This window comes from Stenotrophomonas sp. YJH_SMC_33, from assembly GCF_059372295.1.
The window spans coordinates 49913-75575 of the sequence record NZ_JCAFVJ010000008.1; the positions used below are offsets into that span (position 1 = coordinate 49913).

At 63.7% G+C, this 25663-nt stretch carries 22 protein-coding genes and 1 tRNA gene; 15 read left to right on the forward strand and 8 right to left on the reverse strand.

The window, feature by feature from the left end:
- Positions 1-196: 196 nt before the first annotated feature.
- The 9 genes from AC5P9W_RS13450 to AC5P9W_RS13490 all read left to right on the forward strand — a co-directional run bounded on the left by AC5P9W_RS13450 (position 197) and on the right by AC5P9W_RS13490 (position 11306).
- The gene (locus AC5P9W_RS13450) at positions 197-1564 is read left to right on the forward strand and encodes an undecaprenyl-phosphate glucose phosphotransferase (RefSeq protein ID WP_021202864.1); all 1368 of its coding nucleotides are present in this window, start codon (positions 197-199) and stop codon (positions 1562-1564) included.
- A gap of 152 nt (positions 1565-1716) precedes the next feature.
- Positions 1717-2151 carry a low molecular weight protein-tyrosine-phosphatase gene (locus AC5P9W_RS13455; RefSeq protein ID WP_031269871.1) on the forward strand — a complete coding sequence of 145 codons (435 nt, stop codon included), beginning with the start codon at positions 1717-1719 and terminating at the stop codon, positions 2149-2151.
- Positions 2152-2209: 58 nt separating this feature from the next.
- The gene (locus tag AC5P9W_RS13460; RefSeq protein WP_021202862.1) at positions 2210-4420 is read left to right on the forward strand and encodes a polysaccharide biosynthesis tyrosine autokinase; all 2211 of its coding nucleotides are present in this window, start codon (positions 2210-2212) and stop codon (positions 4418-4420) included.
- Positions 4421-4512: 92 nt separating this feature from the next.
- A complete protein-coding gene (locus AC5P9W_RS13465) occupies positions 4513-5952 on the forward strand; it encodes a lipopolysaccharide biosynthesis protein (protein ID WP_193743836.1) in 1440 nt (479 codons plus the stop codon).
- Positions 5953-6010: 58 nt separating this feature from the next.
- Complete coding sequence (locus AC5P9W_RS13470) at positions 6011-7117, forward strand: glycosyltransferase family 4 protein (protein ID WP_021202860.1); 1107 nt, start codon at positions 6011-6013, stop codon at positions 7115-7117.
- A gap of 91 nt (positions 7118-7208) precedes the next feature.
- The gene (locus tag AC5P9W_RS13475; protein WP_021202859.1) at positions 7209-8618 is read left to right on the forward strand and encodes an O-antigen ligase family protein; all 1410 of its coding nucleotides are present in this window, start codon (positions 7209-7211) and stop codon (positions 8616-8618) included.
- Positions 8615-9763, forward strand: a complete 1149-nt coding sequence (locus AC5P9W_RS13480) for a DUF1972 domain-containing protein (RefSeq protein WP_021202858.1) — start codon at positions 8615-8617, stop codon at positions 9761-9763. The genes AC5P9W_RS13475 and AC5P9W_RS13480 overlap by 4 nt, the downstream gene beginning before the upstream one ends.
- On the forward strand, positions 9760-10593 hold the full coding sequence (locus AC5P9W_RS13485) for a glycosyltransferase family protein (protein ID WP_152525791.1): 834 nt from the start codon (positions 9760-9762) through the stop codon (positions 10591-10593). The genes AC5P9W_RS13480 and AC5P9W_RS13485 overlap by 4 nt, the downstream gene beginning before the upstream one ends.
- 26 nt (positions 10594-10619) lie before the next feature.
- Entirely contained in the window at positions 10620-11306 is a 687-nt protein-coding gene (locus tag AC5P9W_RS13490; protein WP_193743835.1) for an acyltransferase, read from the forward strand.
- Positions 11307-11352: 46 nt separating this feature from the next.
- Here AC5P9W_RS13490 and AC5P9W_RS13495 read toward each other — a convergent pair whose 3' ends face one another.
- From AC5P9W_RS13495 to AC5P9W_RS13520, 6 genes are all read right to left on the reverse strand, one after another.
- Positions 11353-13494, reverse strand: coding sequence for a YjbH domain-containing protein (locus AC5P9W_RS13495; protein WP_031269862.1), 2142 nt, complete (start codon positions 13492-13494; stop codon positions 11353-11355).
- 32 nt (positions 13495-13526) lie between these two features.
- Complete coding sequence (locus AC5P9W_RS13500; RefSeq protein WP_021202854.1) at positions 13527-14288, reverse strand: capsule biosynthesis GfcC family protein; 762 nt, start codon at positions 14286-14288, stop codon at positions 13527-13529.
- Positions 14289-14291: 3 nt separating this feature from the next.
- A complete protein-coding gene (locus AC5P9W_RS13505; RefSeq protein ID WP_495219314.1) occupies positions 14292-14972 on the reverse strand; it encodes a YjbF family lipoprotein in 681 nt (226 codons plus the stop codon).
- A 19-nt stretch (positions 14973-14991) separates the two neighbouring features.
- On the reverse strand, positions 14992-16098 hold the full coding sequence (locus AC5P9W_RS13510; RefSeq protein ID WP_031269857.1) for a polysaccharide biosynthesis/export family protein: 1107 nt from the start codon (positions 16096-16098) through the stop codon (positions 14992-14994).
- Positions 16099-16175: 77 nt separating this feature from the next.
- On the reverse strand, positions 16176-16508 hold the full coding sequence (locus tag AC5P9W_RS13515) for a hypothetical protein (protein ID WP_031269856.1): 333 nt from the start codon (positions 16506-16508) through the stop codon (positions 16176-16178).
- A 108-nt stretch (positions 16509-16616) separates the two neighbouring features.
- Positions 16617-17207: a phosphatase PAP2 family protein gene (locus AC5P9W_RS13520; protein WP_346483762.1), complete on the reverse strand. Its 591-nt coding sequence runs from the start codon at positions 17205-17207 to the stop codon at positions 16617-16619.
- A 109-nt stretch (positions 17208-17316) separates the two neighbouring features.
- Here AC5P9W_RS13520 and AC5P9W_RS13525 point away from each other — a divergent pair.
- Positions 17317-17393, forward strand: a tRNA-Arg gene (locus tag AC5P9W_RS13525).
- 332 nt (positions 17394-17725) lie between these two features.
- A complete protein-coding gene (locus AC5P9W_RS13530) occupies positions 17726-18190 on the forward strand; it encodes a GNAT family N-acetyltransferase (protein ID WP_111099126.1) in 465 nt (154 codons plus the stop codon).
- Between the two features lie 107 nt (positions 18191-18297).
- Here AC5P9W_RS13530 and AC5P9W_RS13535 read toward each other — a convergent pair whose 3' ends face one another.
- Positions 18298-18657 carry a response regulator gene (locus tag AC5P9W_RS13535; RefSeq protein WP_021202849.1) on the reverse strand — a complete coding sequence of 120 codons (360 nt, stop codon included), beginning with the start codon at positions 18655-18657 and terminating at the stop codon, positions 18298-18300.
- Entirely contained in the window at positions 18647-19810 is a 1164-nt protein-coding gene (locus AC5P9W_RS13540; RefSeq protein WP_407073566.1) for a two-component system sensor histidine kinase NtrB, read from the reverse strand. The genes AC5P9W_RS13535 and AC5P9W_RS13540 overlap by 11 nt, the downstream gene beginning before the upstream one ends.
- Positions 19811-19961: 151 nt before the next feature.
- On the opposite strand from AC5P9W_RS13540, the gene AC5P9W_RS13545 reads away from it, so the two are divergent.
- Genes AC5P9W_RS13545 through AC5P9W_RS13560 form a run of 4 tightly spaced genes read left to right on the forward strand, consistent with a single transcriptional unit; the run spans position 19962 to position 25595 of the window.
- Positions 19962-23069 carry a response regulator gene (locus AC5P9W_RS13545; protein ID WP_164144279.1) on the forward strand — a complete coding sequence of 1036 codons (3108 nt, stop codon included), beginning with the start codon at positions 19962-19964 and terminating at the stop codon, positions 23067-23069.
- Positions 23066-23890 carry a CheR family methyltransferase gene (locus AC5P9W_RS13550; protein ID WP_019661396.1) on the forward strand — a complete coding sequence of 275 codons (825 nt, stop codon included), beginning with the start codon at positions 23066-23068 and terminating at the stop codon, positions 23888-23890. Before AC5P9W_RS13545 ends, AC5P9W_RS13550 begins: the two co-directional genes overlap by 4 nt.
- A complete protein-coding gene (locus AC5P9W_RS13555; protein ID WP_019661397.1) occupies positions 23890-24465 on the forward strand; it encodes a chemotaxis protein CheB in 576 nt (191 codons plus the stop codon). Before AC5P9W_RS13550 ends, AC5P9W_RS13555 begins: the two co-directional genes overlap by 1 nt.
- Positions 24462-25595 (forward strand): response regulator, encoded by a 1134-nt coding sequence (locus AC5P9W_RS13560; RefSeq protein WP_134735659.1) that lies wholly within the window; start codon positions 24462-24464, stop codon positions 25593-25595. Before AC5P9W_RS13555 ends, AC5P9W_RS13560 begins: the two co-directional genes overlap by 4 nt.
- The last annotated feature ends 68 nt before the right edge of the window (positions 25596-25663 follow it).

Genomic DNA, 25663 nt, shown 5'->3' on the forward strand with positions numbered 1-25663 from the left:
CACATTTGATTGACACAACCTCGATGATTCCGTGCTGGCTGGGGAGTCCATGCACGTGGATGCATGGCAATTCCGCGTCCCGCCGAGCCGAGAATGGAGAAGTGCGTTGCTACATGGATCAGTAGAAGATCTTTCCGCAGAGCGGAATCGGGTAGGCCGCCGCCGCGTCGAAGCCCGGGCTGCTCTGGAGTTGGGGTTGCGGCTGGGCGATCTGCTGCTGCTGCCGGGTATGGCGGTGCTCTCCCACATCGTTCTGTATGGCGCGGCAGTGCCGGATTCCTCCCAGCGAATCGTGTTCGGTGCGGTGATTCTCAGCGCCATCGTCTGCTTCTCTGTCGCGCCGCTGTATCGGAACTGGCGGATGCGCGGGTTGCTGGCCGACCTCTGGCTGCTGTTGTTGGCGTGGTCTGCCACCTTTGCGTTGTTCTCGCTCTACGTCGTCCTGGTCGGGCTTGCCGATGTGGTGCCGTCGACGTGGCTGATTGGCTGGTATGCCTTTGGCCTGGGATCGATGGCGGCGCTGCGTGTGCTGCTGAGGGTGCAGTTGCATCGGCTGCGCTCGCGTGGGATGGACCGCGAGCGGGTCCTGCTGGTCGGACTTCGCGCCCCGGCCCTGAAACTGCACCGCCTGCTGCGTGGCAAGCCGGAGCTGGGCAAGGAAGTCATTGGCTACTTCGCCGGTGCAGGCGATATCGCCACCCGCCGTGGCGGTGATGCGCCGCGCCGACTGGGCTTGCTGGCTGAGGTTCCGCAGTACATGGATCAGCACCGCGGCGAATTCGATCAGGTCTGGGTGTCGATGCCGATGGGGGATGCCGCCGCGGTCAGGGACATGCTCAAGCAGATCGAGCGATTTCCGGTGCCTGTGCGTCTGATCCCTGATACCACGGGCCTGGGGGCGCTCAACCCCGGTCTGCACCAAGTGGGTGATGTGCCGATGATCGGCGTACGTCAAGGCTTGGTGGATCATCGGTTCCGCGTGTTCAAGCGGGTCGAGGACATTGTCGTCGCGGGTGCGGCGGTGATCCTGCTGGCGCCGTTGTTTGCCGTGCTGGCCATCGGCGTGAAGCTGAGTTCGCCGGGGCCGGTGTTGTTCCGCCAGAAGCGTCATGGCCTTGGCGGTAAAGAGTTCTGGATGCTCAAGTTCCGCTCCATGCGTGTGCACGCGGAGGGGGAGGGGCAGATCACCCAGGCAACGCGCGGTGATCCACGCGTCACCCGGTTTGGCGCCTTCCTGCGTCGCAGCAGCCTGGATGAACTGCCGCAGTTCTTCAATGTCCTGGGTGGGAACATGTCGGTGGTGGGGCCGCGGCCGCACGCGATCCAGCACAACAATCACTACGAGCGGGTGATCGAACGCTACATGCACCGCCACTACGTCAAGCCGGGGATTACTGGCTGGGCGCAGGTGCACGGGTTGCGCGGCGAGACCCCGGAGCTGCGCTCGATGAAGAAGCGCGTCCAGTACGACATCGACTACATCCGACGCTGGAGCCCGACGCTGGACGTGCGGATCATCGTGCTGACGGCGTTGAAGGTGCTGGGGCAGAAGTCGGCGTACTAGGATGGTCGATTTCTGAAACTGCGACGTAATCCCATGAATCTGTTGGTGATTTCATCGCCTGTAATGCGTTTGTAAGGTATGCTGTGCGGCTGCCGCCGACTCCGGATGTTCTGGTCGCGTGCGCCGCAAGGAATGCCACAGGATCCAGATCAGTGTTCAAGAACGTTCTATTTGTATGTGTCGGCAACATCTGTCGCAGCCCCTCCGCAGAAGTGATGCTGCGTCAGGCGGTCAAGGGCAAGGGGATCCAGGTGTCCTCCGCTGGTCTCGGCGCGCTGGTTGGGCATGGCATTGATGCCACGGCGCAGGAGCTGCTGGTTGAGCAGGGCATGGATGGCCTGGCTCATCGCGCGCGCCAGATCGATGACGCCATCCTGGGGGCCGCTGATCTGGTGCTGACCATGGAGCGCAAGCACGTGCGCCGCATCGCCGAGATCGCGCCGCAGGCGTCCGGGAAAACCTTCCTGCTGGGCAAGTGGCAGCAGGATCGGGAGATTCCCGATCCGTACCGCCAGCAACGCCCGGCGTTTGAGCATGTCTACAAGTTGATGGCCGAGGGTGTGGAGAGCTGGGCGCGTCATCTTTGATTGCTGCCCGCACCTGTATGTGTCGCCGTCCGGCAAATCGCATAACTGAATAGAAAGAATGAAAACCAATTCCCGCACCACCCAGGAAGACGGAAGCGACGAGCTCGATCTGCGACAGCTTCTGGGAACACTTCTCGATCATCGCTGGTGGATTCTGGCAAGCACGCTGCTGTTCTTTGCGGTGGCCGCAGCCTACGCCCTGCTTGCTGCTCCGATCTATCGGGCTGACGCGGTGATCCAGGTGGAATCGAAGATGCCGTCGATTCCAGGTTTGACCGATCTGAGCAAATCCCTGGGACTCGGATCCGGATCCGGCGAGGCCACTACTGAAATCGCCTTGATCAAGTCACGGGCGGTTGTCGGCAGTGCCGTCGATGCGCTGAAGCTGGATATCGAGATTGCTCCGAAGCGTTTTCCGTTGATTGGTGGATTTCTCGCACGTCGCGCCGAGGCGGTCGATCCTGCTGGCCTGGCGTCGCCGATTCTTGGGCTGAGCCGTTATGGTTGGGGTGGGGATACTCTTCAGATTCACCGTCTTGACGTGCCACGCGGACTGGTTGAAGAAGCGCTGACGTTGGTCGCCGGCGAAAAAGGTGCGTTCGAGCTGCTGGGCCCAGACGGTGAGAAGATCCTTGGCGGTCAGCTGGGACAGCCTGCAAAAGCAAGGGGAGTGACTCTGGAGGTCGCCGCACTGCGCGCTAACCCGGGAATGCGTTTCACGGTGATGAAGCGGCGCCAGCTGGCCGTCATCAATGAGTTGCAGGAGCGAATCGGTGTTGCCGAGATCGGCAAGGATTCGGGCATCCTGGGCCTCTTCTACGAGAATCGCGACCCTGTGGCGGCGGAGGCATTCCTGCATCAGGTTGCGCTAGCCTATGTTCGCCAGAACGTAGAGCGGAATTCTGCCGAGGCATCGGCCCAGCTGAGCTTCGTGAAGGAGCAATTGCCCGGCATCCGGATGCAGGTGGAAACTTCGCAGAAGGCGTTGAGCGAGTTCCAGATGCGCGAGAACTCGGTGGACCTCTCTCTGCAGACGAAGGGTCTTCTTGATCAGGGGGTGGCCGTTGAGACCAGTATCCAGCAGTTGCGGCTGCAGCAGGCAGAGATGGATCGCAAGTTTACCCGTGACCATCCGGCCTATCAGGCGCTGATGCGTCAGATCGGTGACCTTGAGGCCAGGAAGAACGGCTTCCAAGGTGAAGTGAAACAGCTTCCCAAGGCACAGCAGGAGCTGTTGCGACTGACCAGAGATCTTACGGTTGCAAACGAGATGTACACCGTCATGTTGAGCCAGGCCCAGCAGCTGGATGTGGCGCGGGCGGGCACGGTTGGCAATGTACGCATCGTGGATGCTGCACGTGTTGATGACAGCACGCCCGTCAAGCCGAAGAGGAAGGTAATCGCGTTGATCGGCGCATGCGCTGGTTTCCTGCTGGCTGTGCTTGCGATTCTGTTGCGCCAGATGATTAACCGTGGCATCGAGGATCCAGGCCTGATCGAGGAACTGGGCATCCCGGTGTACGCCTCCATCCCCGCGAGCGAGAACCAGGCCAAGGACTCTGTCCGTGGCAAGTTCCGGCAGGATGGCAATCTGCACCTACTGGCCGTAAAGGATCCTGCGGATCTGGCCATCGAAGCGCTGCGCAGCCTGCGGACGAGTCTCCACTTCGCGCGATTGGAAGCCAAGAACAACATCGTACTGATCTCAGGCGCGAGCCCGAACGCCGGCAAGACGTTCGTTTCTACGAACTTGGCCACGGTCGTTGCCCAGTCCGGTCAGCGCGTACTGATTATCGATGCCGACATGCGCAAGGGCACCATGCACAGGGCCTTCGGCGTCACTCAGACGCCAGGCCTGTCCGAGGTAATCGTCGGTGCGGCACAGATCAGCGATGCCATCCGCTCCTTTGGTCCTGTCGATGGTCTGGATTTCATCGCCCGCGGTGAGGTTCCACCCAATCCGTCCGAGTTGCTGATGCATCCGAACATGACGCGACTGCTGGAGGAAGTCTCCTCCCGCTATGACCTGGTCATCGTGGATACGCCGCCGATCCTGGCTGTCACCGACGCAGCCATCCTCGCCGCCCAGGCGGGAACGTCGCTGCTGGTGGCCCGATTCGGTCTGAACCAGCAGAAGGAAATCGCACTGGCCAGGAAGCGGTTCGAGCAGAACGGCGCGGTCATCCGTGGTGCGATCTTCAATGCGGTACAGAAGCGCGCAACCGGCTACTACAGCTACGGTTACTACGAGTACAAGTCGACCGAGTAACTGCCGGAACGGCAGGTGCCTGGACGCGCCTCGAGCCCATGATCTGCAATTGGCAGGAGGGCATAACCGAACACGCCCCGAACGATCTTTCCATGAAGCTTGGTCACAATCTGAAGTGGACATCACTGGCGCAGATCTCCAAGCTCTGCGCACAGTTCGTTGTCGTCTTCATGCTCGCGCGGCTGCTTGAGCCGGGCGAGTACGGCGTTGTGGCGATGGCAACGGTGGTGGTCAATTTTTCGCTGATGTTCCGTGACATGGGTCTGGGCGCGGCGATCATCCAGAAGCAGGATCTTGGCAATGGCGACATTGACGCGGCCTTCCGCGTCTCGCTCGTTGCCGGGAGCCTGGTGTGCCTGCTGGTGCTGCTCGCAGCCGTTCCGCTCGCTACGTACTTCTCTGCCCCAGGGCTGGCGCCATTGCTCGCGGTGCTGTCACTGAGCTTTCCCATTGCGGGCTGTGGAATCGTCCACCAGGCCTTGCTTGAGCGAGCAGGGCATTTCCGCACGATTGCCCGCATCGAAGGAAGCAGCAACCTAGTGGGTGGGGCGCTCGGACTAGTGTCCGCGCTGGCGGGTGCAGGTGCCTGGAGTCTCGTTGTCCAGCTCGCGTTCGTTTCGATTGCAACCAGTGTCCAGCTTTGGCTTGCCTCGGAATGGCGGCCGACTGCCTCGCGCGGGCTCGGGTACCGCGGGTTGGCCGAGTTCGGCTCGGGCGTGCTCGGCTTCAATCTGGTCAACTACTTGTCGCGCAATCTGGACAGCATCCTTGTCGGGCGCTTCTATTCCTCGACCGTGCTGGGAAACTACTCGCTGGCCTATAGGCTGATGCTTTTCCCGTTGCAGAGCATCACGCTGGTGGTCTCGCGATCGCTTCTTCCGGTCCTTTCGCGTCTCCAGTCAGATCGCAGGGGCAGGGTTGAGGTCTATCAGATCGCGGTAGGCGGAATCACTCTGGTCGTCGCTCCCATGATGGTCGGGTTGTACGTACTACGCGAGCCGTTCATCAGGTTGGCTTTTGGCGAAGGCTGGAATCTGGCGGTGCAGCTGCTTGCCTGGTTCGCTCCCACCGCCCTGCTGCAGTCGGTCATGAGCGTCACCGGTGTGGTTCTGATGGCCGCGCGTCGCACCAGGACACTGCTTCACCTTGGAGTGATCGGCGCAATGCTGCAGGTAGGCGCCTTCGCGTTGGGCATCACGCACGGCGTCGTGGTGATGGCCGCACTGTATCTGCTGGCCAACCTGCTCAACTTCATTCCCGTCATGCTGGTCTGCGCGCGGGTGCTGGGGGCCCGCCCGTCTGAGGTGACTCAGCCGATGATCCCACCACTCATTGCGGCGCTGATCATGGGAGGCACGCTCGAACTGTACATGCGGTACGGAGATTTCGCGCAGGACGCGGTCTCGCTGACGCTCGCCATCATGGCATCGGCAGCATGGTACGTAGTTCTGGCGCTTGCATTCTCCCGGGAGTGGCGGCGACGGGCGCTCTCCGCATTGAGTGTCTTCAGGCGCGCCACGAAGGCGGCCTAGCGGGCAGCATGTTCCTGCCGATGCGATCTCACTACATGGACGTTCCTGGACCACACTCATGAAGATTGTCTGCGTACACCAGAGTGCCGAGTTGTACGGCTCTGACCGGAGCTTCCTGGCCGCCGTCGAGGCGATTGTCCAACACGCGCCGACGCCTGCGGAGGTTGAAGTCATTCTTCCCGAGCATGGGCCATTGGCGGCTCGTATTTCAGAGGCCGGTGGCTCGGTGCACTTCGAATCCGAAGGTTACCTGAGAAGAAGCCTGCTGCGCAGGCCTCTCACGTTCGCTGCGGGGCTGCTGGCTGCTACCCGGCGCCTTCTGCATCGCTTCCGTGGCGCCGATGTGATCTATGTGAACACCCTGGTCTGTGCGTCTGCCCTGCTGGCATGCGCGCTGTCCACGCGCCGCGCACGCCGAATTCTGCATGTCCGGGAAATCCCCGGGCGCAAGGAGCTTGCCTTCTTTCGCGTGTTGATCAGGCTGTCTGGTGTGGAGGTCGTGTACAACTCGCAGGCAACCCGGCTTGCCATTGGCCTGCCCGGCACTGTCGTCTACAACGGCGTTCCTGGTCCTGCGGCATGCACGCAGGAGCTTGGCGGGGATGATGGGGTACGGTTGCTGATGATCGGCCGCATCAATGCCTGGAAGGGACAGAAGTTCCTTCTCCAGGCCTTGCTGCGCAGTCAGAGGCGCATCCGGCTGAGAATCGTCGGGTCGGCGATCGATGCGCAGGTACATCTGGTGGAAGAGCTCCATCACATCGCCCGTTCGCTGCCAGATGGCGTGACCTGCGAGTTCTTCGGCTTCTGCGAGGACCCCTCGGAGCACTATCGCTGGTGCCATTACGTGGTCGTTCCCTCCACCAGTCCCGAGCCGTTCGGGCGGGTGGCAATCGAGGGGTTCTCGTATGGTAAGCCGGTGATTGCGGCCGCGCATGGGGGCCTGACCGAAATTGTGCAGCATGGACAGGATGGATTCCTGTTCGAACCTGCCAGTCAGGTCGCGCTTGCACAGACGATCGAGGACCTTCCCCATGCCCTTTCACCTGGCCACCTGGCACTCGGCAGGCGTGCCTTCGACGCGTTCTCCTCGCGCTTCTCGGTGGAGAACTACGCAGAGCGGATTTCACGATTGGTGTTTGCTTCATCTGGATCTACGACATGATTGACTCCCAACTAGGGCATTGCAACGGAACCGCCGGAGCTACCGTTCGGACAGCGGTCGGTAGCTCCGCATCTGGCATGGCGGCATTCGCATGATCTTCCTGTTGGTATGCATCGGCGCGTTGCTGATCATCCTCTACTTTCGAAAAGCCGTGCTCCTCATGCCGGCCTGGATGATGCTCACGCCCAAGGCGCTGCTGCTGGTCGATGTGCCCGGCATTCCGGTGCTCAGTCTCTATCGCTTTCTGATGGCGATGGTACTGGTCATGTATCTGATGACGCTGGCGCTTGCGCGCAAGGGCTCGGTCAGGAAGGGGCCATTCTTCAGTGGTTTGATGTTGTTCCTGGGCGTGGCGGCCGTTTCGGTCTTGATGAACATAGGCAGCGCCTCCGCCGGGCTGCTTACCTGGATTGCGCTGTGCCTGGAAGTGGGTGTTCCGGTCCTGGCCTTCAGTCACTTTGCCGGCGGATTGGGCCTGGCAGAAGCCAAGCGCCTGCTCAGGGTCTACGTGGTGTTCTTCAGTCTGCTGTCGGTGTATGCCATCGCGGCCTATCTGGTGAACTGGAACCCCTATATCGACTTCATCAATTCGACGACCCAGACCGGCCGCGTGATGGCAAGAACGTATGCCGACACACTGCGGGGCATGCGCGCGCAGGGAACCACATCGCATCCGATCACCTATGGCGCGCTGGTCGCGATCATGCTTCTGACGTACTACGTCGCCCGCCTGTGTGGCCAGGTGCGGATGCGCGACATGATGGCAATGGCTGCTGTCTCAGGGTGCATCATCATTTCGATGCTTTTCACCAACTCACGCAGCCCACTGATGCTCTATTTCTTTGCCCTGCTGGTGTTCGGTGTATCGGTAGGCATCGTCAGGTCGCTGAAGTACTCGCTGCTGGGCGGCATGGCGTTCGTGATCGCATTGGCAACGTCGAATGTGTTCCTTGAGAAAGTCCTTTCCGTGGTCAATATCTTCGATGCCTCTGTAGGTGCCGAGCAGAACGGTTCTGACCTCGCCATGCGGGCTGGGCAGTTCGCCGTCTCGCTCTCCTACTTCTGGCAGTCCCCCATCTGGGGCCTGGGTCTGGACGCGACTCGCGAACTGGTGGCCGGCGGCGCAGCGGCCGATCTCTACGATGCCGAAAGCGTTGTTTTTACACTGCTGATCAACCAGGGGTTGCTGGGCTTCATCGGCTACATCGGCTTGTTGCTTGCTGTGCTTCGAGGCGTGGGACGACTTTTGCCGACGGTGAGTTCGCGTCGAATGTTCACCGGGCTCGTGCTGGGCTACGCCTTGTTCACCGTGGCCACCGGAGTAATGGACACGCTGCAGTTGTTCCTGCTCCTGTCGCTGTTTGTGGGTGCCTATGGAAGGGCATTCGCTGCTTCTGATGCCACCCATCACCGCACGCCGGATGGACAGATGGTTCAAGCAGCAGCGATGCCGGGTTCGGCGATGCAGGATGCAGGTCAACTGGAACGAGGTGGTGTGTGAGCAAGCGCGTGTTGAGGATTCTGGGTATTCGCGGCGTTCCGGCGGCCCATGGTGGGTTTGAGACGTTCGCCGAGCATCTCGCCCTGTATCTGGTGTCGAGCGGCTGGGAGGTGGTGGTGTACTGCCAGGTCGACGGCACCGGGGGTGTCTGGCGTGACGAATGGAACGGCGTGCAGCGAGTCCATATTCCTGTCTCCACCGCTGGGCCGGCAGGTACCATCATCTTTGACTGGAAGGCGAATGTTGATGCGGCCAGGCGCGGCGGGCTGTGCTTGACGCTTGGCTACAATACGGCGGTTTTCTCTGCGATGCTTCGTCTGTGCAGAGTCGTCAATGTCATCAATATGGATGGCATCGAGTGGGCCCGCGCAAAGTGGGGGCGAATCGCAAAGACCTGGTTCTGGCTCAACGAACGTTTCGGTTGCTGGATTGGCGATCACCTGGTCGCAGATCATCCGCGCATCAAGGATCACCTTTCCACCCGCGTCAGGCGCAGCAAGATCACCACCATCGCCTACGGAGGTGAAGCGATCCATTCGGCGGATGCATCAATCGTTGAGGAGCTTGGGCTCACTCCGAACGACTATTACACCGTGATTGCGCGCGCAGAGCCGGAGAACTCGCTGCTGGAGATCGTCCAGGGTTTCTCACGGCAGCCGCGGCGCAGAAAGCTAGCAGTTCTCGGCAAGTATGACCGCGACAACGACTATCACCGGAAGGTGCTCGAGGCGGCCGGAGAGGGCGTGGTGTTCCTGGGGCCGATCTACGACAAGAAGGTCGTCCAGGCGCTGCGTTACTTCAGCAGTGCCTACGTTCATGGGCATCAGGTAGGCGGCACCAATCCGTCGCTGGTGGAGGCGCTCGGTGCCTCCAATCCAGTCATTGCCCACGACAATCCGTTCAATCGCTGGGTGGCCGGGCCAGGCGCGTGCTACTTCAATGGTGCGGCTTCGTTTGCTTCGCTGCTTGACGAGCTTGAAGGTGACGCGACCCGGCTACAGGCGATGTCCGCAGCGTCGGCATCGCGCCACCGGGAGGCATTTACCTGGGAGCAGATTCTTGGTCAGTATGAGCAGCTGCTCTCGCGCTTTGCAGCAGGATCCAACGCACGCGCGACGGCAGTAGCGGAAGCGGAGCGGGAATGAGTCAGCCACCAGCGCAGCGTCACGTGCTTCGGATCGTGGTGGTGCTCTACGGTACTGCACCCGATCAGTCACTTACGCTGGAAACTCTTCAGTTGGCCAGCAGGTCGAACGAGGACTTTGTTGGTGAGATCGTCGTCTGGGACAACAGCCCGCAGTCGTTCGGCGCCGCCTCGCTCAATGGCTTGAGCTTCCCCGGCTTTTCGGTGAAGTACATGGCGTGTCCTGAGAACCTGGCTCTGTCGAAGGTCTACAACAACGTCGCTGCAGGCATTGCGACGGGCCATTTTCTGATTCTCGATCAGGATTCGCAGCTTCCGGCAGACTATTTCTCCGTGCTGCGGTCGCAGTTGGACGCCCATCCTGCGCAGGACCTGTTCCTGCCAGTGGTGCTGTCCAGTGGTCGGTGCGTAAGCCCGGGGGAACTCTGGTACTTCAAGGGAAGGCATCTGGCTTCACCGCGACAGGGTCAGCAACGTTCCCGCAGAATGCTGGCCATTACCAGTGGCATGGTCATTCGATCCGCCTATCTTCAAGAGCCTCGCTTCGATGAGCGGTTGAGCCTGTACGGCATTGATACGCGCTTCATGCTGGACTACGCAGACAGCGGTCGAAGTGTGGTCGTGATGCCGATCGTTCTGGGGCACGACACCGCACTGTGGTCCGACATCAGTGCCGATCGCATGCTTGGCCGCGTGCAGACACTGGTGCGCTCCTGGCCGATCGTCTTCGAGAAGAGGCCGTTCGCACGGCTGCTCGCGCGATGCCATGCACGTCTCATGTTGTTGAAGCTCGCGATCAAGTACCGCGATCCCAGATTCCTGTTTGCATGATGGCTGAAAGGCCCCGGAACCCTCCCATGACACTACTCAGCCGCCTTGGCTCGCTCCTTTCGCTGCGCATACAACTGGATGAACGCGTTCCTCTTTCCTACAAGCTACGACTCTCGCTGGAGTACGGCATTTGTCTGATCCGGGGCGCGCTCACGTTGGGTGTGCGTGAGTCGTGGCTGTCGCCGTTGTTTCGCGGGCGAGGCGTCGTGGTGCGCTGTGCCTCGCGCATCCGCCTGGGGAAGGGTGTGCGGCTGGGTGATTTCGTCGTGCTTGATGGCCTTGGCGCTTCCGGCATCACCTTCGGTGATAGCGTGAAGATCGGTGACTTTGGTCGGCTGATCTGCTCTGGCAGCCTGACCCACCTGGGTGAGGGCATATCCATCGGCCATCGCGTCGGTATTGGCGAGTTCTGCCGGATTGGTGGCTCTGGAGGCGTGTCCATTGGCGAGGACACAATCGTCGGGCAGTACTTCAGTGTGCATCCGGAGAATCATGAGTTCTCCGATAAGCAGCGCCTGATCCGTGAGCAGGGTACTGCCCGGGCGCCGGTGGTGGTCGGCGCCAACTGCTGGATCGGCGCAAAGGTCACCCTGCTTGCCGGAAGCGAAGTGGGGCACTCCAGCGTCGTGGCGGCTGGCAGCGTGGTCAATTCCCGCTTCCCGCCGTATTCGGTCATCGGTGGCGTGCCGGCCCGCCTGATCAAAAGCTACTGACTCTTCGGCCACTCGAGGGTTCGAGTGGCCGCATCTGTTTGAAGAATCAATCAGCGATACCCTGGATATTCTCGTAGAAGAAGCGCTCGTCGCGCTCGCCCGTGAGGTTGTAGAGCGGGTACTTCCTTGCAAGCATGGCGCCACCGTCACGGATCAGCGGGTTCCAGGTGAGCGTAGCCCTGGCCGGAGTCGATCGAGGTAGCAGGGTGTCAAACGGGATGCTGAAGTAGATGCCCTTGTCGAAGCTGCCTTCGCCGAACTCGGCGGAGCTGACGTTGGTCTTGGTCGCGTAGGCACCCATGGTGACGCCGTTGCGGAAGACCCGCGCCACGTTGGCGGTGGCACCGTAGTCGCCTGCCAGGTACCGGCCAGCGCTCAGCGAAGCAATAACCCGCTGCTGATCTCCGAAAGCATAGTAGAGCGTCGCGTGACCGGTGGTGGTCGAGTAGTCGCGCAAGCCAAAGCGCTGGTTGAAGTCACGCTGCTTGACCCAGTTGATGTTGGCGCTGATCGCCCAAGGCTGATCCATCGGGCGATACAGCACTTCGCTGCCGGCGCCGGCGTACATCCACTCCAGGTAGCCTGCATAGGCGATGGCGTAGACGTCGCGGGACAGCCGTCGCGACAGGTTCAACTGCAGATTGGGAATCGTGAAGTCCGAGGTGCGCGTGTACTTGCGCACGTCGGTTCGGACGCGCGGCAGGTTGCTCGGTGCGTCGTACTTGAACTTGTCGTAGTTGTTGAGCAGGTTCTGGCTTGCACTGCCAGTCAACCAGACGTTCTTGCCGAAGAAGTAGCTGGCGCTGTAGTTGGCCGACACCTGGTACAGGATGAAGCCATCCGGGCCGCCAAGGTTCTGTCGGTACCCGAAGCTGAAGCCGCTTCCAAAGGGCGAACGCTTCGGTTTGAACAGCTCGTGCCCCTCGGTGGTCCCTGGCGCGCTGAGCTCGGTGCTCCGCTTGAGGGTTGCTTCGTCGACGCTGCCGTTCACATAGCCCTCAAATGCATCGCGCTTGACGGACATGTCGGCGATGGGCATGCCCAGGCGTTCGGTGCGCAGCGTGTACCAGTCGTACTGATCGCCCAGATGATGGGAGAGGACACGCGACGAGCGGCCCAGGCCTTTGGCCGGGTTGAAATAGCGCGATTGCGATCCGATCAGGATGAGTTCCTTCCCTTGCACGGAGGCCCGCTGCAGGTTGAATCCTGCATTGGATCTCAGATCCGCCGTGATCGCACCCCAGTCGTGCGGTGTCGGCGCTGCTCCGGTTGGGGCCGCGCCCAGTTCTCTTGCCTGGTGGTGGTCACCTTCAAGGGCGAGGGGCAGGGGGTCCAACGATTTCGGCGCGCTACGTGAGCCGCCAGGGTTGCCACGCAACGTCAGTGAGAACATGGCGGCGTCGCCGCGCTCCCAGGCGGCCGTCAGCTCAACCACCTTGCTGGGGCGATAGACGAGGCCGACGTTGATGGGGGTGGACTGGTTGAGGTTGGCGCCGCGCGGCTCCCGGCGGTAGTCGTTGCCGTCGTATTCGACTTTCACGATGAGCTGTTCAAGCGGTGTCTGGTAGGAGACGCCGCCGAAGACCCCAACCGGACCACGGAACATTGCACTGGCGCCGAATTTGCCTGCATTGACAATGGCGCTGGTCGGCATTGGCCGCTCCTTGAAGCGGTCGTCAATGGCGCCCAGCGGGTTGGAAAAGTCGCCGCGATTGCCGATGTAACCGGTTGCTACACCCAGTGATGCATCGAAGCTTCCGTAGCGCTTGCTGGCCACCAGATATTCGCTGGAGAACAGGCCGGTTCCGCCGAGGTCACGGACACCAAAGGCTACCTCGGGAATCCAATGGGATTCCTCGAGCAGGCGAACCTTGAAGTCGATCGACTTGTCCTTGTAATTCTGGTCACCGCTGACCGAAGGAATGCCGTAGCGGAGGTTGGCGACGTTGATGTACCGGAACGAACCCTCCAGCCAGGGAAGCGGCTGCATCGTCACGTTGTAGCGGCTGTACGGCGAGTTGTGCGAAGCGGTGATCGCGATGTCGCCGTCGTCGGCCATGCGCGCGGTCGGTGTCTGCAGCAGGCCGATGCCACCCCATTCGCTGGAGGTCGGTGGTGGTGCTTCCTGCGCACGCAGTGCGGCACAGACGGACATCGATAGCAGGGACAGGGCCAGCGTGGCACGCACCTTGCGGCCCGTAGTGTTGCGGAGACTATGGATCACGGTGTGGCGGCCTGGGTCGCAATGAGAGCAGCAAGGTCTGCGTTGAATTCGGCGTCCACCGATCGGATGTACTTCGTTGCGAACGGCACCAGCACCACCCCGCCCGGCGAAACCGGTTGCGGGTCAGCGCGGTTCCAGGCAGCGGCGCCCAGCGTCTGTACGGTGCCGTCGACCTGGATGACCAGCACGGTGTCGGCATCAGCAAAGGCCGTGGCGGCGCAGTCCTTCACGTACTCCAATGCGCTGCGCAATGGCTGATGGGGGAGGGTGCAGTGCTCGGCAACCGCTCCGACCACCTGGATGGTGGCGGGCCGCTGGAACAGGCGCACCGAATCACCTGCTTGGATCGGCGGGTTCCATCGGGGTTGCAGCTGCATGAGGCGGGGGTCGGCCAAAAGCGGGACACGTCCGGTGACCGGCATGTCCTCGATCCAGCGCGCCAGGCGTTCAGAGAGCTGGCGGAGCGCGTCGTCGCCACCCTCGCTCAGTGTCTGCAGATCATGCAGCACGCCTGCCTTCAATCGAACCTGCGCCAGCCGAGCGCCCTGCCGGGCAAACAGTGTTGCCGGCAGGAACGCATCGGGCGCGGGTCGAGCAGCAAGAAGCGCGGCTGCGAGGCGTCCGCCATCGTCGCCACGGTGCATTCCAGGCTGTTGCACGGCTCCGCTGAACAGCGCGGCGTCTGCGCCGAAACTGTTCGCCGAGGGGATCACGATGGCCGCCACCAATGCGGCAATCTGCAGGGTGAATCTGTGCATGGATCAGCGTCCTGCCGGCCGATAGGGCTTTAGATGGACAAGGTCGACCGGATAGCCCGGGGCGAGAAACTGCCGGCTCTTCCAGATGAAGCCGTCGGCAGGGTCGACCCAATAGCTGTTGGTCGCGCGCATGTCGCCCCCGCTGAGCTGTTCGTCAAAGCGCAGCAGCGTGCGGCGCTTGTCGAGGAGGGTGACCGTGTCTTCGCCCTTCGCGCGGATCGTACCGACAACCTCGACGCTCATCGCGTAGCCGGGTGTGCGGTCGTAGTGCCGCACGACGCTGGCGCCATCGGCGGTGCTGCGAAGGTCGGCGAACAGTGCTTCGTCCTCGACGGTGGTGGCGTACTGCGCGTCCTGTTTGCTGAGGGACACGAGCACGCCGGTGGCCGACAGGCGCAGCACGGCATGCTTGCCCGCCATCCACACCTGCTGGCCGTCGTCCACGTAGCCCAGTACGACCAGGCCACGGATGTCCGGGGTCTGCACATCTGCCTGCGGATAGGGCGTGCGCAGCACCTGTTGCGTCGTATAGGACGGCTGGCGATGCACCAGCTGCATGATGCTGTCAGCGGTCGCCCGGCTCGCGGTCGTGCAACCGGACAGCAGTGCTGCCAGTGCCGGGGGCGCGAGCCAGAAGGCGCGCGCCCAGGTGCCGTTCCTTGGCAGGCGGCCAGCAGCGGCCACCGACGTCATCCATCGCATATCAGTTGCTCAGATCGTTGCGTGCGCTTGCAGCATTGCTCAGGATCGAGGTGAACGGCAGCAGCTGGTTCACGAAGCGGCTCCAGCGCGTTACGCCGGCCGCGCCGACAAACACCACGTCGCCAGGAACCAGGTGGAACTGGCTGCCGACAGCGAATGCGGCCGGTGACTGCGCGTCAAGCTGGTAGACGACCGAGGGCTGCTCCAGCAGATTGCGCGATCCGCGGATGACGTAGACGGCCTTACCGTTGGCGGTGGTCTGGCTGAGTCCGCGCGCACGGCCGATGGCTTGGTTCAGTGTCACGTCGCCTGTGCGGAAGCTGAAGGCGCCGGGCTGCCCGACTTCGCCGACAACAAAGATCTCCTTGCGATCCAGGAAGGGCACGTAGATCGAGTCCCCATCCTTCAGGTAGATCTGACGACCGCCGTAGCGGGATGCCAGTGCTTCAAGATCGATCGTGTAACTGGCACCGTCGCGGCTGAGCTGCACGCCGGACAGGTCGGCTCCGGCCGAACTGAGGCCGGCCTGGCTGATCGCATCGGACAGGGTCAGTGGTGCCGTGCCGAGCGTCACCGGCGTTGACTGCTGCGCTGCACCGGTTACCCATACACGCTTGCTGGCGTAGGTCAGCACCGAGACGTCCACTTGCGGCGATTCGATGTATTTGGCCAGGCGGCGTGCTACTTCTTCGCGGACCTGGCTGGGGGTCTTGCCATCGGCCTCGACCACGCCGATGTAGGGATAGAAGAACGAGCCGTCGCTCTGCACGGTGCGCCCGGCCAGATTAGGCGTCTGTTGGGGGCCCGCTGGCACGGTCAGTTCCGGGTGATCCCAAACGGTGATGTACAGGGAGTCGCCGATGCCGATGCGGTACTGGCCGGGGACATAATTCAGAAGGGCTTCGGGCAGTGACTGCTCACTTTCGGACGCGGCATCCATCGCGATGAGCTTGGCAGTGATCGGCACCAGCTGCAGCTGACCGTCGTCGCTGGTCTGGGAGCGGATCAGTTCAGAGCTGCGCAGATGTTGCCCGGGGGACCACATGCAGCCGGGCAGGGCTGAGGCCGCCAGCAGCGCGGCAGCGATTCGAAAGTGCTTCTTGGTCATGGCCATATCGAGAGAAATTCGGGCATAAAAAACCCTCGCCGGAGCCCGGCGAGGGCTTGGGGCAGGCTCGGCCTGGATCAGCCGCCGGTGCCACCCGTACCGCCGGTGCCACCCGTACCGCCAGTGCCACCCGTACCGCCAGTGCCACCCGTACCGCCAGTGCCATCGTTCCCGCCGTTGTCGCGCTCGCCGCTGGAGCTGTCGCCAGCCACGCTGTAGAGCACTGCGCCAGCTGCCACAGCGATGACGCTGGTGCCGACGATGGCGGCGGTGGAAATGCCTGCGGCCTCGGCGCCAGCGGCAGTGGTAGCAACCGCCCCCTCCGTCGAGGCTTCCGCAGCCGGGACTTCCTGAGCGAACACCGGCGAGGACAGGCCCAGCAGGGCCAGGGCGGCAATCATCTTCTTCATCTACGGGGTCTCCTACTCCGTGAGGGAAATTTTCCACCGCTATGTTGGCTGCTATTCATTTGTCCTGTCAAGGAACGTGAAGGAAATGTGGAGTCATGTTGGCGGTTCTCAGAAGTGTTGGAAGATCTCAGACCTGCCGGAGATGAACTTCGCCAGTGCGATCACGAGCTGATGGGTATGAAGGTCGGGTAGGGTAAAGGGTAGGACTATCCCCGCAACTACGGCAGCGAAAACAGCCATCGCAGGCGGGCGACCGATGGGTGATGCGGCGCACAGTGCCAATGTGCTGCAGCTCAGCCCAAGTGCCAGGCCGGCAACGACTTCCGACAGGCTATGTGCATGCAGCGGGATTCGTGACCCGGCAATGGCGGTGGCCAGCAGCACACCGATGACCAGGCCGAACGTCCGAGCGCGCCTGCCGGGGCCAGCGAGCAACACTCCAACAACTGGGTAGATGACGCTGGACATTGCCGCATGCCCGGAGAAGCCGGTGAAGTGCACGCTCTTGATGCCAATCCCCCAGCCCATGAAGGCGAGCTTCGAAGCAAGCGTGATGCCGGCGGTGACGGCGATGGCCAGCAGCCATCGCCATTTCAGGCGTGCGTCTGCGCGGGGGAGGGTGAACAGCAGCACCAGGGCCATCGGCAGCAGCCAGCGGCTGTCGCCAAGGGCGGAGAGGGTTCGCCAGACGTCGGACATCCAGTTCACAACGGGTCGCGGCGGGCCAGCATATCGAGTCCGGGCGCTGTGCAGAACGCCCGGCGCTTGGTCCATTCAGCCAGACGAGGTATCCTTCTCCGCTGCCAATGGCCCCGTAGCTCAGCTGGATAGAGCGTCCCCCTCCTAAGGGGAAGGTCGCCCGTTCGAATCGGGCCGGGGTCACCATCTGCTACAGCCGCATGGCAACCGCTCGCCGGACGGCAGCGGCAGGCAGTCCTCCCCAGACAGCCCAGCGCCGCCGCCGCGCAGGCCATGACGCGAATCCACGTGGGCGTGGCTGCCGGTCACGCGCCCGATCAGTCGCGAAAACACCCGCTTCAGAGGGCGGGGCAACGGGAAACGCGCCGAGGCCTTTGAACACGCGAAACCGGGCTGGGCTGGGTGCGGCGGCACACGGGGCGTGATGGCGGCGCGTCTGGAATCTATTGCCCTATGGCAGATCCCAAATGCGGCCGCGCAGCGTGTAGGCCTGCCGCAGATGACGCACCATGAACGCCATGAGCCCCCAGCTTCGCCCCGTCCAGCCGTCGCACTACGCCATCGTGGCCAACTGGCCTGAATCAGCCGAGGCGACCCGGCGCTGGGCAGGCCCCGGTGTGCCGTTTCCCCTGCTGCCGGAACGGTTCGCGCAGGTGCTCGAACTCGGGTCGCGCCCAGGCTGGGCGCTGCTGGACGAGCAGGGTACCTGCGTTGGATTCGGCCAATACTGGATGACTGACGCCCGCACCGCACATCTGGGCCGCATCATCGTTTCCCCGCTGGCACGCGGGCGCGGCCTTGGCCGGCTGCTCATGCAGGCATTGAGTGCACAGGCCCTGGGCCAAGCGGATGTGCAGCAGCTCACCCTGCGCGTCTATCGTGACAACACGGCTGCCGTGGCGCTGTACCGGGACCTCGGTTTCCAGCAGGTTGAAGCGTTCTCGACCCCCGACCTTTTGTTCATGCAGCGCACCTCGGGCTGAACGCTGCTCCGGCGTGGCGGCCTTCAGGGCACACCATTGCCCGCAGGATGACCACAAGCCGTTGGGGCGTCAGGGATGAGGGCCGTCGAGCGCTTGACCGGCCTTCCTCAATCCTGCTTCAGCAGCTCCACCAGCTGGCGCAAACGATACGGCTTGGGCAGGAATTCCACCTGATCGGGCAGTGGCGGCAGCTGCGAGCGCGCATATCCGGATGAGAGGATCATCCGCGCCTGCGGCTGTTCGCGCGCCACATGCTCGCTCAGCTCGATACCGGACATGCCGTTTGGCATGCTGACATCGCTGAACACCACGTCGAAGCGTGCGTCGCCTTTCAGCAACGCGGCAGCTTCATGGCCGTCGGCGGTGGTGGATACCTCGATGCCGAAATCGCGCAGGGCCATGCCGATCATCTCGCGCAGATCGTTCTGGTCCTCCACCATCAGTACGCGGATCGGTTCATCGGTCATCGGTTGCATCCTCTGTTGCGGGGAGTAGCAGGCTGACCGTGGTGCCGACACCGGGGGTGGTGGACACATCGACGAAGCCGCCGCTCTGGGTAGTGAATCCGAACACCTGGCTCAGGCCCAGGCCGCTGCCCTTGCCGATGTCCTTGGTGGTGAAGAAGGGCTCGCTGGCCCGCTCGGCGATGTCGGCGGCCATGCCGTGGCCTTCGTCGCAGACGCTGAGGGTGACATAGCCGCGTTGCAGCGTGGTGTCCGCATCCGGGTCGAGGCGATGTTCCAGTGCGGTGCCGATCAGGATGCGGCCGCCATCGGCGGTGGCCTCCACGGCATTGGCCACCAGGTTTGCCAGGGCGGTCTGCAATTGCATCGCATCGGTGCTCACCTGCGGCAGGCCGGGGGTGAGATGGGCATCCAGCGTCACCGTGGGCGGGCAGGCGCGTTGCAGGTCCGGCAGCCACTGCCGCACCAGCGTGTTGATGTCCACCGGTTCGCGGATCAGGGTCTGGCCGGTGCTGAAGGCCAGCAGCTGGCGGGTCAGCAGCGCGCCACGGTCAGTGGCCGCCTGCGCGGCATCCAGCAGCTCGGCCGCGCGTGCATCGTCACCGCTGACGCGCAGCGACAGCAGGTCCAGCGCGTTGCCGATGGTGGTCAGCAGGTTGTTGAACTCGTGCGACAGGCCGCGGCTGAGCCGGCCGACCGTTTCGAACTGCTGGGTATTGCGCAGCGCACGCTGGGCATCACGCAGCAGCCGTTGCGCCTGCCACTGCTCGGTGATGTCACGGGTGATCTTGACGAAGCCGAGCAGTTCGCCCGCTTCGACGACCGGCTCGATGACCACGCTGGCGCGGAACGACGAGCCATCACGGCGTACCCGCCAGCCCTCGCTGGCGACATGCCCTTGTTGCGCTGCGACGCGGAGCAGGCGCTGCGGTTCGCCGGCCTCGCGGTCGCTGGCCAGGTAGAAGCGGCTGAAGTGGGTTCCCACCACTTCGTCGGCTGAATAGCCTTTGATGCGTTCGGCGCCGGGGTTCCAGCTGCAGACGATGCCTTCAGGATCAAGCAGGTACAGCGCATGATCGCGCACGCTGTCGATCAGCAGTCGCAGTTGTCGGGAAGGGTCCGTCAGCACGGACGTCGTAGAGGCAGCTGCGTCCACGTGTAAATAAGTGTTACCCCTGTGAGGGACGTGAAGCTAGGCATTCAAGTGTGAAGGATGCGTGCACACCTGACACGTGCCATTTGTCCTGTGCGGCTGAATGCGACACGGAGTACCATCTTCCACCCTTTGCCTTCTGGAACCGACCTGCATGCGTCCTGGTGCGACTACGCGTGACCGCTGGATCTGGATGACGTCCGCTGTGCTGCTGGCCGCGACCATCGCGTTGGAACTGGTCGTCCCGCTCGGCTATGCCGTATGGCTGGCCTACTTCCTGGCTGTTGGCGTCACGGTGTTCCAGCGCAGCGCGCGGGCGCCGTTCGTGGTGGCCCTGCTGTCCTGCCTCCTGCTGGTCATCGGCTTCAACGTCGCGCCCGCCAGTTCCAACTCGGCGTTCTCCTTCGTCAACCGGACCATTGGCGGCTGTGCCTTCCTGATGATCGCACTGATCGTCTCGCGCGCGATCCAGGCCCGGCGCCAGGCCATGCGCGCGCTCTGGCTGCAGGAAGCCGAGAACGCGGTGGCGACGAGCCTTCGCGGTGACCTGGGGCCGGAACAGATCGCCGAGGCTGCAGCGACAAGCCTGGCCGCGCAGCTCGGCGCGGAGGTAGGTGCGGTCTACCGACTGGAAGGCGGGCGGTTGCAGCTGACCGGTGGCATCGCCTTGCCTGCGGGAACGCCAGCGTCGCTGGCCCTTCACGAAGGGCTGGCCGGGCAGGTCGCTCGTGATGAACGCATCCGCCACCTGCACGGCGATGATGCCGCCGTGCTTGAACTGCAGACCAGCCTCGGCCGGTTGCCGGTGCGCGAGCGCATCCTGGCGCCGATCAGCAGCGATGGCGCGGTGGTCGGGGTCATCGAGCTGGGTCGCGCCAAGGTGGGCGAACTGCGTGACCTGGATCGCGAACTTCTGGAGCGCTGTGCGGAGACCGTCGGCATGGCGCTGCGCGCATCGCTGCTGCGTGCGCAGCTGGTGGTGCTGCTGGAAGAGTCGCAGCGCCAGGGTGAAGAGCTGCAGGCCCAGCAGGAAGAGCTGCGCGTGGCCAACGAAGAACTGGAAGAGCAGAGCCGCAGCCTGCTCCAGTCGCAGAGCCACCTGGAAGAACAGCAGGCCGAGCTGGAACAGAGCAACGTGCAGCTGGAAGAGCGCACCCACGAGCTGGAGGCGCAGAAGCAGGCGCTGCTGGTGGCGCAGAGCCAGCTGGTGCGCAACAGCAACGAGCTGGCCGCGACCTCGCGCTACAAGTCCGAGTTCCTGGCCAACATGTCGCATGAGCTGCGCACGCCGCTGAACAGCTCGCTGATCCTGGCCAAGCTGCTGGCCGACAACAAGGATGGCACGCTCACCGAGGAGCAGGTGAAGTACGCGCGTGCGATCCTCTCGTCCAACAACGACCTGCTGGCGCTGATCAACGACATCCTGGACCTGTCGCGCATCGAGGCCGGCCACGTCGAACTGTCCGATGAAGTGGTGGTGGTCGAGAGCGCGCTGCAGCGCCTGCGCGAGACCTTCGAACCGATGGCGCGGCAGAAGGGCCTGGCGTTGCAGATCGAAGCCGACGCGCTGGCACCGACCCAGCTGGTGGTCGACAGCCAGCGGCTGCAGCAGATCCTGAAGAACCTGCTGGCCAACGCAGTGAAGTTCACCGAGCATGGAAAGGTCAGCCTGCACGTGCGTGCCGGCGGTAACGGCCGCATCCGGTTCGAGGTCTGCGACACCGGCATCGGCATTGCCCGCGAGCAGCTGGACGTCATCTTTGAAGCCTTCCGCCAGGCCGACGGCAGCACCCGCCGTCGCTACGGCGGTACCGGGCTGGGCCTGTCGATCTCGCGCGATCTGGCCGAGCGCATGGGCGGTGGCATCCAGGTCGACAGTGAGCCCGGACGCGGCAGCTGCTTCATCCTGGAGCTGCCGTTGCAGGGTGCGCCCGCCGCGAGCGCGGCTGACGCTGCCGAGGGTCCCTTGGCAGCGCCGCCGGCGGCACCGGCCGTGCTGCCAGCCGCGCCCGTGCGCGTTGCGAGCGCGGCAGCGCCGGTCACTGCGACGGCCGGCGTGGCCGACGACCGTGGTCGCCGGCAGCGCGCCGGTCGCCTGATCCTGGCGGTGGAGGACGATGCCACGTTCGCCGAAGCGCTGGTGGCCCTGGCCCATGAACTGGACTTCGACTGTGTGGTGGCGGGCACGGCGGAAGAGGCGCTGGCCCTGGCCAGCGAACTGCGCCCGAATGGCATCCTGCTCGACATCGGCCTGCCCGATGTGTCCGGGCTGAGCGTGCTGGAGCGGCTGAAGCGCAACCCGGATACCCGCCATATCCCGGTGCATGTGGTCTCGGCCACGGATCGCAGCCAGGTGGCGCGCGAGCTGGGCGCGATCGGGTTTGCGATCAAGCCGACCACGCGCGAGCGGCTGGTGACGGCCATCGAGCAGCTGGAACAGACCAGCCAACGCGACGTGCGGCGGCTGCTGATCGTCGAGGACGACAGCGAGCTGCGCCGCAACCTGGAACTGCTGCTGGGCCGCGACCAGCTGCAGATCGTCGCGGTGGGCACCCTGGCCGGCGCACTGGAACAGCTCAGCACGGTCACGTTCGACTGCATGGTGATGGACCTGTCGCTGCCCGACGGCAGTGGCTACGACCTGCTCGAGCACATGGCCGGCAACGACGATGTCGGTTTCCCGCCGGTGATCGTCTACACCGGTCGCGCGCTCAGCCGCGAGGAAGAGCAGCGCCTGCGTCGCTATTCCAAGAGCATCATCATCAAGGGCGCACGTTCGCCCGAGCGCCTGCTGGACGAGGTCACCCTGTTCCTGCACAGCGTGGAGGCCAGCCTGCCGACCGACCAGCAGCGCCTGCTGCGCGAGGCGCGCCGTCGCGATACTGTGCTCGACGGTCGGACGGTGCTGCTGGCCGAGGACGACGTGCGCAACATCTTCGCACTGTCCAGTGTGCTTGAACCGCTGGGCGTGACTCTGGAGATCGCACGCAATGGCCAGGAAGCGGTGGATCGCCTGGCCGAGCGCGAGGTCGACCTGGTGCTGATGGACATCATGATGCCGGAGAAGGATGGGCTGGCCGCAATGCGCGAGATCCGCGCGCAACGCCACCTGCAGGACCTGCCGATCATCGCGCTGACCGCCAAGGCCATGCCGGACGATCGTGAGCGCTGCCTGCAGGCCGGTGCCAACGACTACATCGCCAAGCCCATCGACGTCGACAAGCTGGTATCGCTGTGCCGGGTCTGGTGCTCGCGGCAATGAACGAGCAGGCCCTGTTCGACCTGGAGCTGAAGGTGCTGCTGGAAGCGTTGTACCAGCGCTACCACTACGATTTCCGCAGTTACGCGGTGTCGTCGCTGCGCCGACGGATCCGCCAGGCCATGCAGCGTTATGAGTGCGGGCGGCTGGCCGATCTGCAGCACCGCCTGCTGCACGAGCCGGACCTGTTCGCGCAGGCGATGCAGTTCTTCACCGTGCAGGTCTCGGAGATGTTCCGTGACCCGGCCTATTTCCGTGAGCTGCGCGAGCAGGTAGTGCCGGTACTGCGCACCTATCCGTCGGTGAAGCTGTGGGTGGCCGGTTGCAGCACGGGCGAAGAAGTCTGGTCGCTGGCGATCCTGTTGCACGAGGAAGGCCTGCTCGAGCGCAGCATCGTCTACGCCACCGACATCAATCCAGCGGCGCTGGCCACCGCGGAAGCCGGGGCTTATGGCATCGACCGGATGGCGCAGTTCAGCCGCAACTATCTGGCGGCCGGTGGCGCCGCGTCGCTGTCCGATTACTACGCCACGGCTTACGATGGCGCGGTGTTCGATCGGCAGCTGCGCCGCAACGTGGTGTTTGCCGACCACAGCCTGGCCACCGACACGGTGTTCTCCGAAGTACACCTGGTGTCGTGCCGCAACGTGCTGATCTATTTCAACCGCGACCTGCAGGACCGCGCGGTGGGCCTGTTCCGTGAAGCGCTGGTGCACCGCGGCTTCCTGGGCCTGGGCAGCAAGGAGTCGCTGCAGTTCGGGTGCCACCACGATGCGTTCGAGGTCTGTTCGCGCGAGCATCGCCTGTACCGGAAGGTGGCCTGATGGCCACGCCGACACCCCCGGCCGTACTGGTGATCGGGGCTTCGGCCGGTGGCGTCGCGGCCCTGCAGGCGGTGCTCGGTGCGCTGCCCGCGACGCTGCCGGTGCCGGTGCTGGCGGTGCTGCACCTGCCACGCGATCGCAGCAGCCGCATCGCCGAAGTGCTGGCACCGTACTGCGCGCTGCCGGTGCGCGAGGCCGAAGACAAGCAGCCGTTGCTGCGTGGCACGGTGACCTTCGCGCCGCCGGATTACCACCTGCTGGTGGAAGACGCCGGCTCGCTGGCGCTGTCGGTGGACGCGCCGGTGCTGTTCTCGCGCCCGGCCATCGATCCGCTGTTCGAATCGGCAGCGGCCGTATTCGGCGACCAGGTGCTGGCCCTGCTGCTGACCGGCGCCAGCAGCGATGGCAGTGAAGGGGTGGCCGCAGTGCGCGGCGCCGGTGGTCGAGCCTGGCTGCAATGTCCCGAGGAGGCCGAGGCATCGATGATGCCGGCCTCCGCCCTGCAGCACGCTGGTGCCGATGCCGTGCTGCCCCTTGAACTGATGTGTCGTCGCCTGAAGGAGCTGTTTGCATGAACCTGTTGCCGCCGGACCCTGCGCAGTCGCAGTCCCCGGTCAACCTGCTGATCGTCGACGACGTGCCGCAGAATCTGGTGGCCATGCAGGCGCTGTTGCAGCGCGAGGGCGTGAACCTGCTGCTGGCCGGTTCGGGCGCGGAGGCGCTGGAGCTGCTGCTGGAGCACGAGGTGGCGCTGGCGTTGCTCGATGTGCACATGCCCGAGATCGATGGCTTCACCCTGGCCGAACTGATGCGCGGCTCGCATCGCAGCCGCACGGTGCCGATCATCTTCCTGACCGCCTCGCCGGACGATCCGCTGCGTGCGTTCAAGGGCTACGAAACCGGTGCGGTGGATTTCCTGCACAAGCCGGTGGCACCACAGGTCATCCTGAGCAAGGTCAACGTCTTCATCGAGCTGTACCAGCAGCGCCAGCTGCTGAAGGCCCGCAACGAGGCGCTCGAGCGGGCGCTGAAGCTCAACGAGACGATGGCCGCCGTGTTGACCCACGACCTGCGCACGCCGCTGTCGGCGATCCTGTTGTGTGCCGACAAGCTGGCGCTGGAGCTTCCGGCGAACAACAGCAGCGCGCAGCAGACACTGGCGCATCTGGAGGCCAGTACCCTGCGCATGGCGCGGATGGTCGAGCAGTTGCTGGACTTTTCGCGGATCCGCAGTGGTGGCCTGCGGCTGCAGGCTACCGCCTGCGACCTGCGTGAGGTCACCCGTGCGGTGATCGCCGAAGCGGGCAGTGCCCACGGTCAGGAGCGCATTCGTTTCGACGCCGTCGGCGACACGCGCCTGCAAGGCGACATGGACCGCCTGGGCCAGATCGCAGCAAACCTGGTGGGCAATGCGTTGACGCATGGCAGCGAGGCACACGTGCAGCTGGATGGCAACGATGCCCGCGCGGTGGTGCTGCGGGTGAGCAATGCCGGCCATATCGATGACGCGCTGTTGCCGCGCTTGTTCGAGCCGTTCAAGGCCAGTTTCCACCAGAGCAAGGGACTGGGGCTGGGCCTGTACATCGTGGATCAGTTCGTGCGCGCGCACGGCGGCCGGATCGGGGCGCGCAACGAGGCAGGCCAGGTCGTGTTCGAGGCCGTGCTGCCGCGGCGGTGGGACGGGGCGGGCGCCATCGCAACCTGAATTCTTCAGGGAACGGGCGGGCGTATTGAGACGGACTCGTCCGCAACTGCTACCGTGCGTTCACACCC

Excerpts from the sequence above, each read along its gene's own strand:
- AC5P9W_RS13460 (WP_021202862.1), top strand. The coding sequence starts at position 2,210 with ATGAAAACCAATTCCCGCACCACCCAGGAAGACGGAAGCGACGAGCTC.
- AC5P9W_RS13465 (WP_193743836.1), top strand. The coding sequence starts at position 4,513 with ATGAAGCTTGGTCACAATCTGAAGTGGACATCACTGGCGCAGATCTCC.
- AC5P9W_RS13470 (WP_021202860.1), top strand. The coding sequence starts at position 6,011 with ATGAAGATTGTCTGCGTACACCAGAGTGCCGAGTTGTACGGCTCTGAC.
- AC5P9W_RS13475 (WP_021202859.1), top strand. The coding sequence starts at position 7,209 with ATGATCTTCCTGTTGGTATGCATCGGCGCGTTGCTGATCATCCTCTAC.
- AC5P9W_RS13485 (WP_152525791.1), top strand. The coding sequence starts at position 9,760 with ATGAGTCAGCCACCAGCGCAGCGTCACGTGCTTCGGATCGTGGTGGTG.
- AC5P9W_RS13490 (WP_193743835.1), top strand. The coding sequence starts at position 10,620 with ATGACACTACTCAGCCGCCTTGGCTCGCTCCTTTCGCTGCGCATACAA.
- AC5P9W_RS13500 (WP_021202854.1), bottom strand. The coding sequence starts at position 14,288 with ATGCACAGATTCACCCTGCAGATTGCCGCATTGGTGGCGGCCATCGTG.
- AC5P9W_RS13510 (WP_031269857.1), bottom strand. The coding sequence starts at position 16,098 with ATGACCAAGAAGCACTTTCGAATCGCTGCCGCGCTGCTGGCGGCCTCA.
- AC5P9W_RS13515 (WP_031269856.1), bottom strand. The coding sequence starts at position 16,508 with ATGAAGAAGATGATTGCCGCCCTGGCCCTGCTGGGCCTGTCCTCGCCG.
- AC5P9W_RS13520 (WP_346483762.1), bottom strand. The coding sequence starts at position 17,207 with ATGTCCGACGTCTGGCGAACCCTCTCCGCCCTTGGCGACAGCCGCTGG.
- AC5P9W_RS13530 (WP_111099126.1), top strand. The coding sequence starts at position 17,726 with ATGAGCCCCCAGCTTCGCCCCGTCCAGCCGTCGCACTACGCCATCGTG.
- AC5P9W_RS13535 (WP_021202849.1), bottom strand. The coding sequence starts at position 18,657 with ATGACCGATGAACCGATCCGCGTACTGATGGTGGAGGACCAGAACGAT.
- AC5P9W_RS13545 (WP_164144279.1), top strand. The coding sequence starts at position 19,962 with ATGCGTCCTGGTGCGACTACGCGTGACCGCTGGATCTGGATGACGTCC.
- AC5P9W_RS13550 (WP_019661396.1), top strand. The coding sequence starts at position 23,066 with ATGAACGAGCAGGCCCTGTTCGACCTGGAGCTGAAGGTGCTGCTGGAA.
- AC5P9W_RS13555 (WP_019661397.1), top strand. The coding sequence starts at position 23,890 with ATGGCCACGCCGACACCCCCGGCCGTACTGGTGATCGGGGCTTCGGCC.
- AC5P9W_RS13560 (WP_134735659.1), top strand. The coding sequence starts at position 24,462 with ATGAACCTGTTGCCGCCGGACCCTGCGCAGTCGCAGTCCCCGGTCAAC.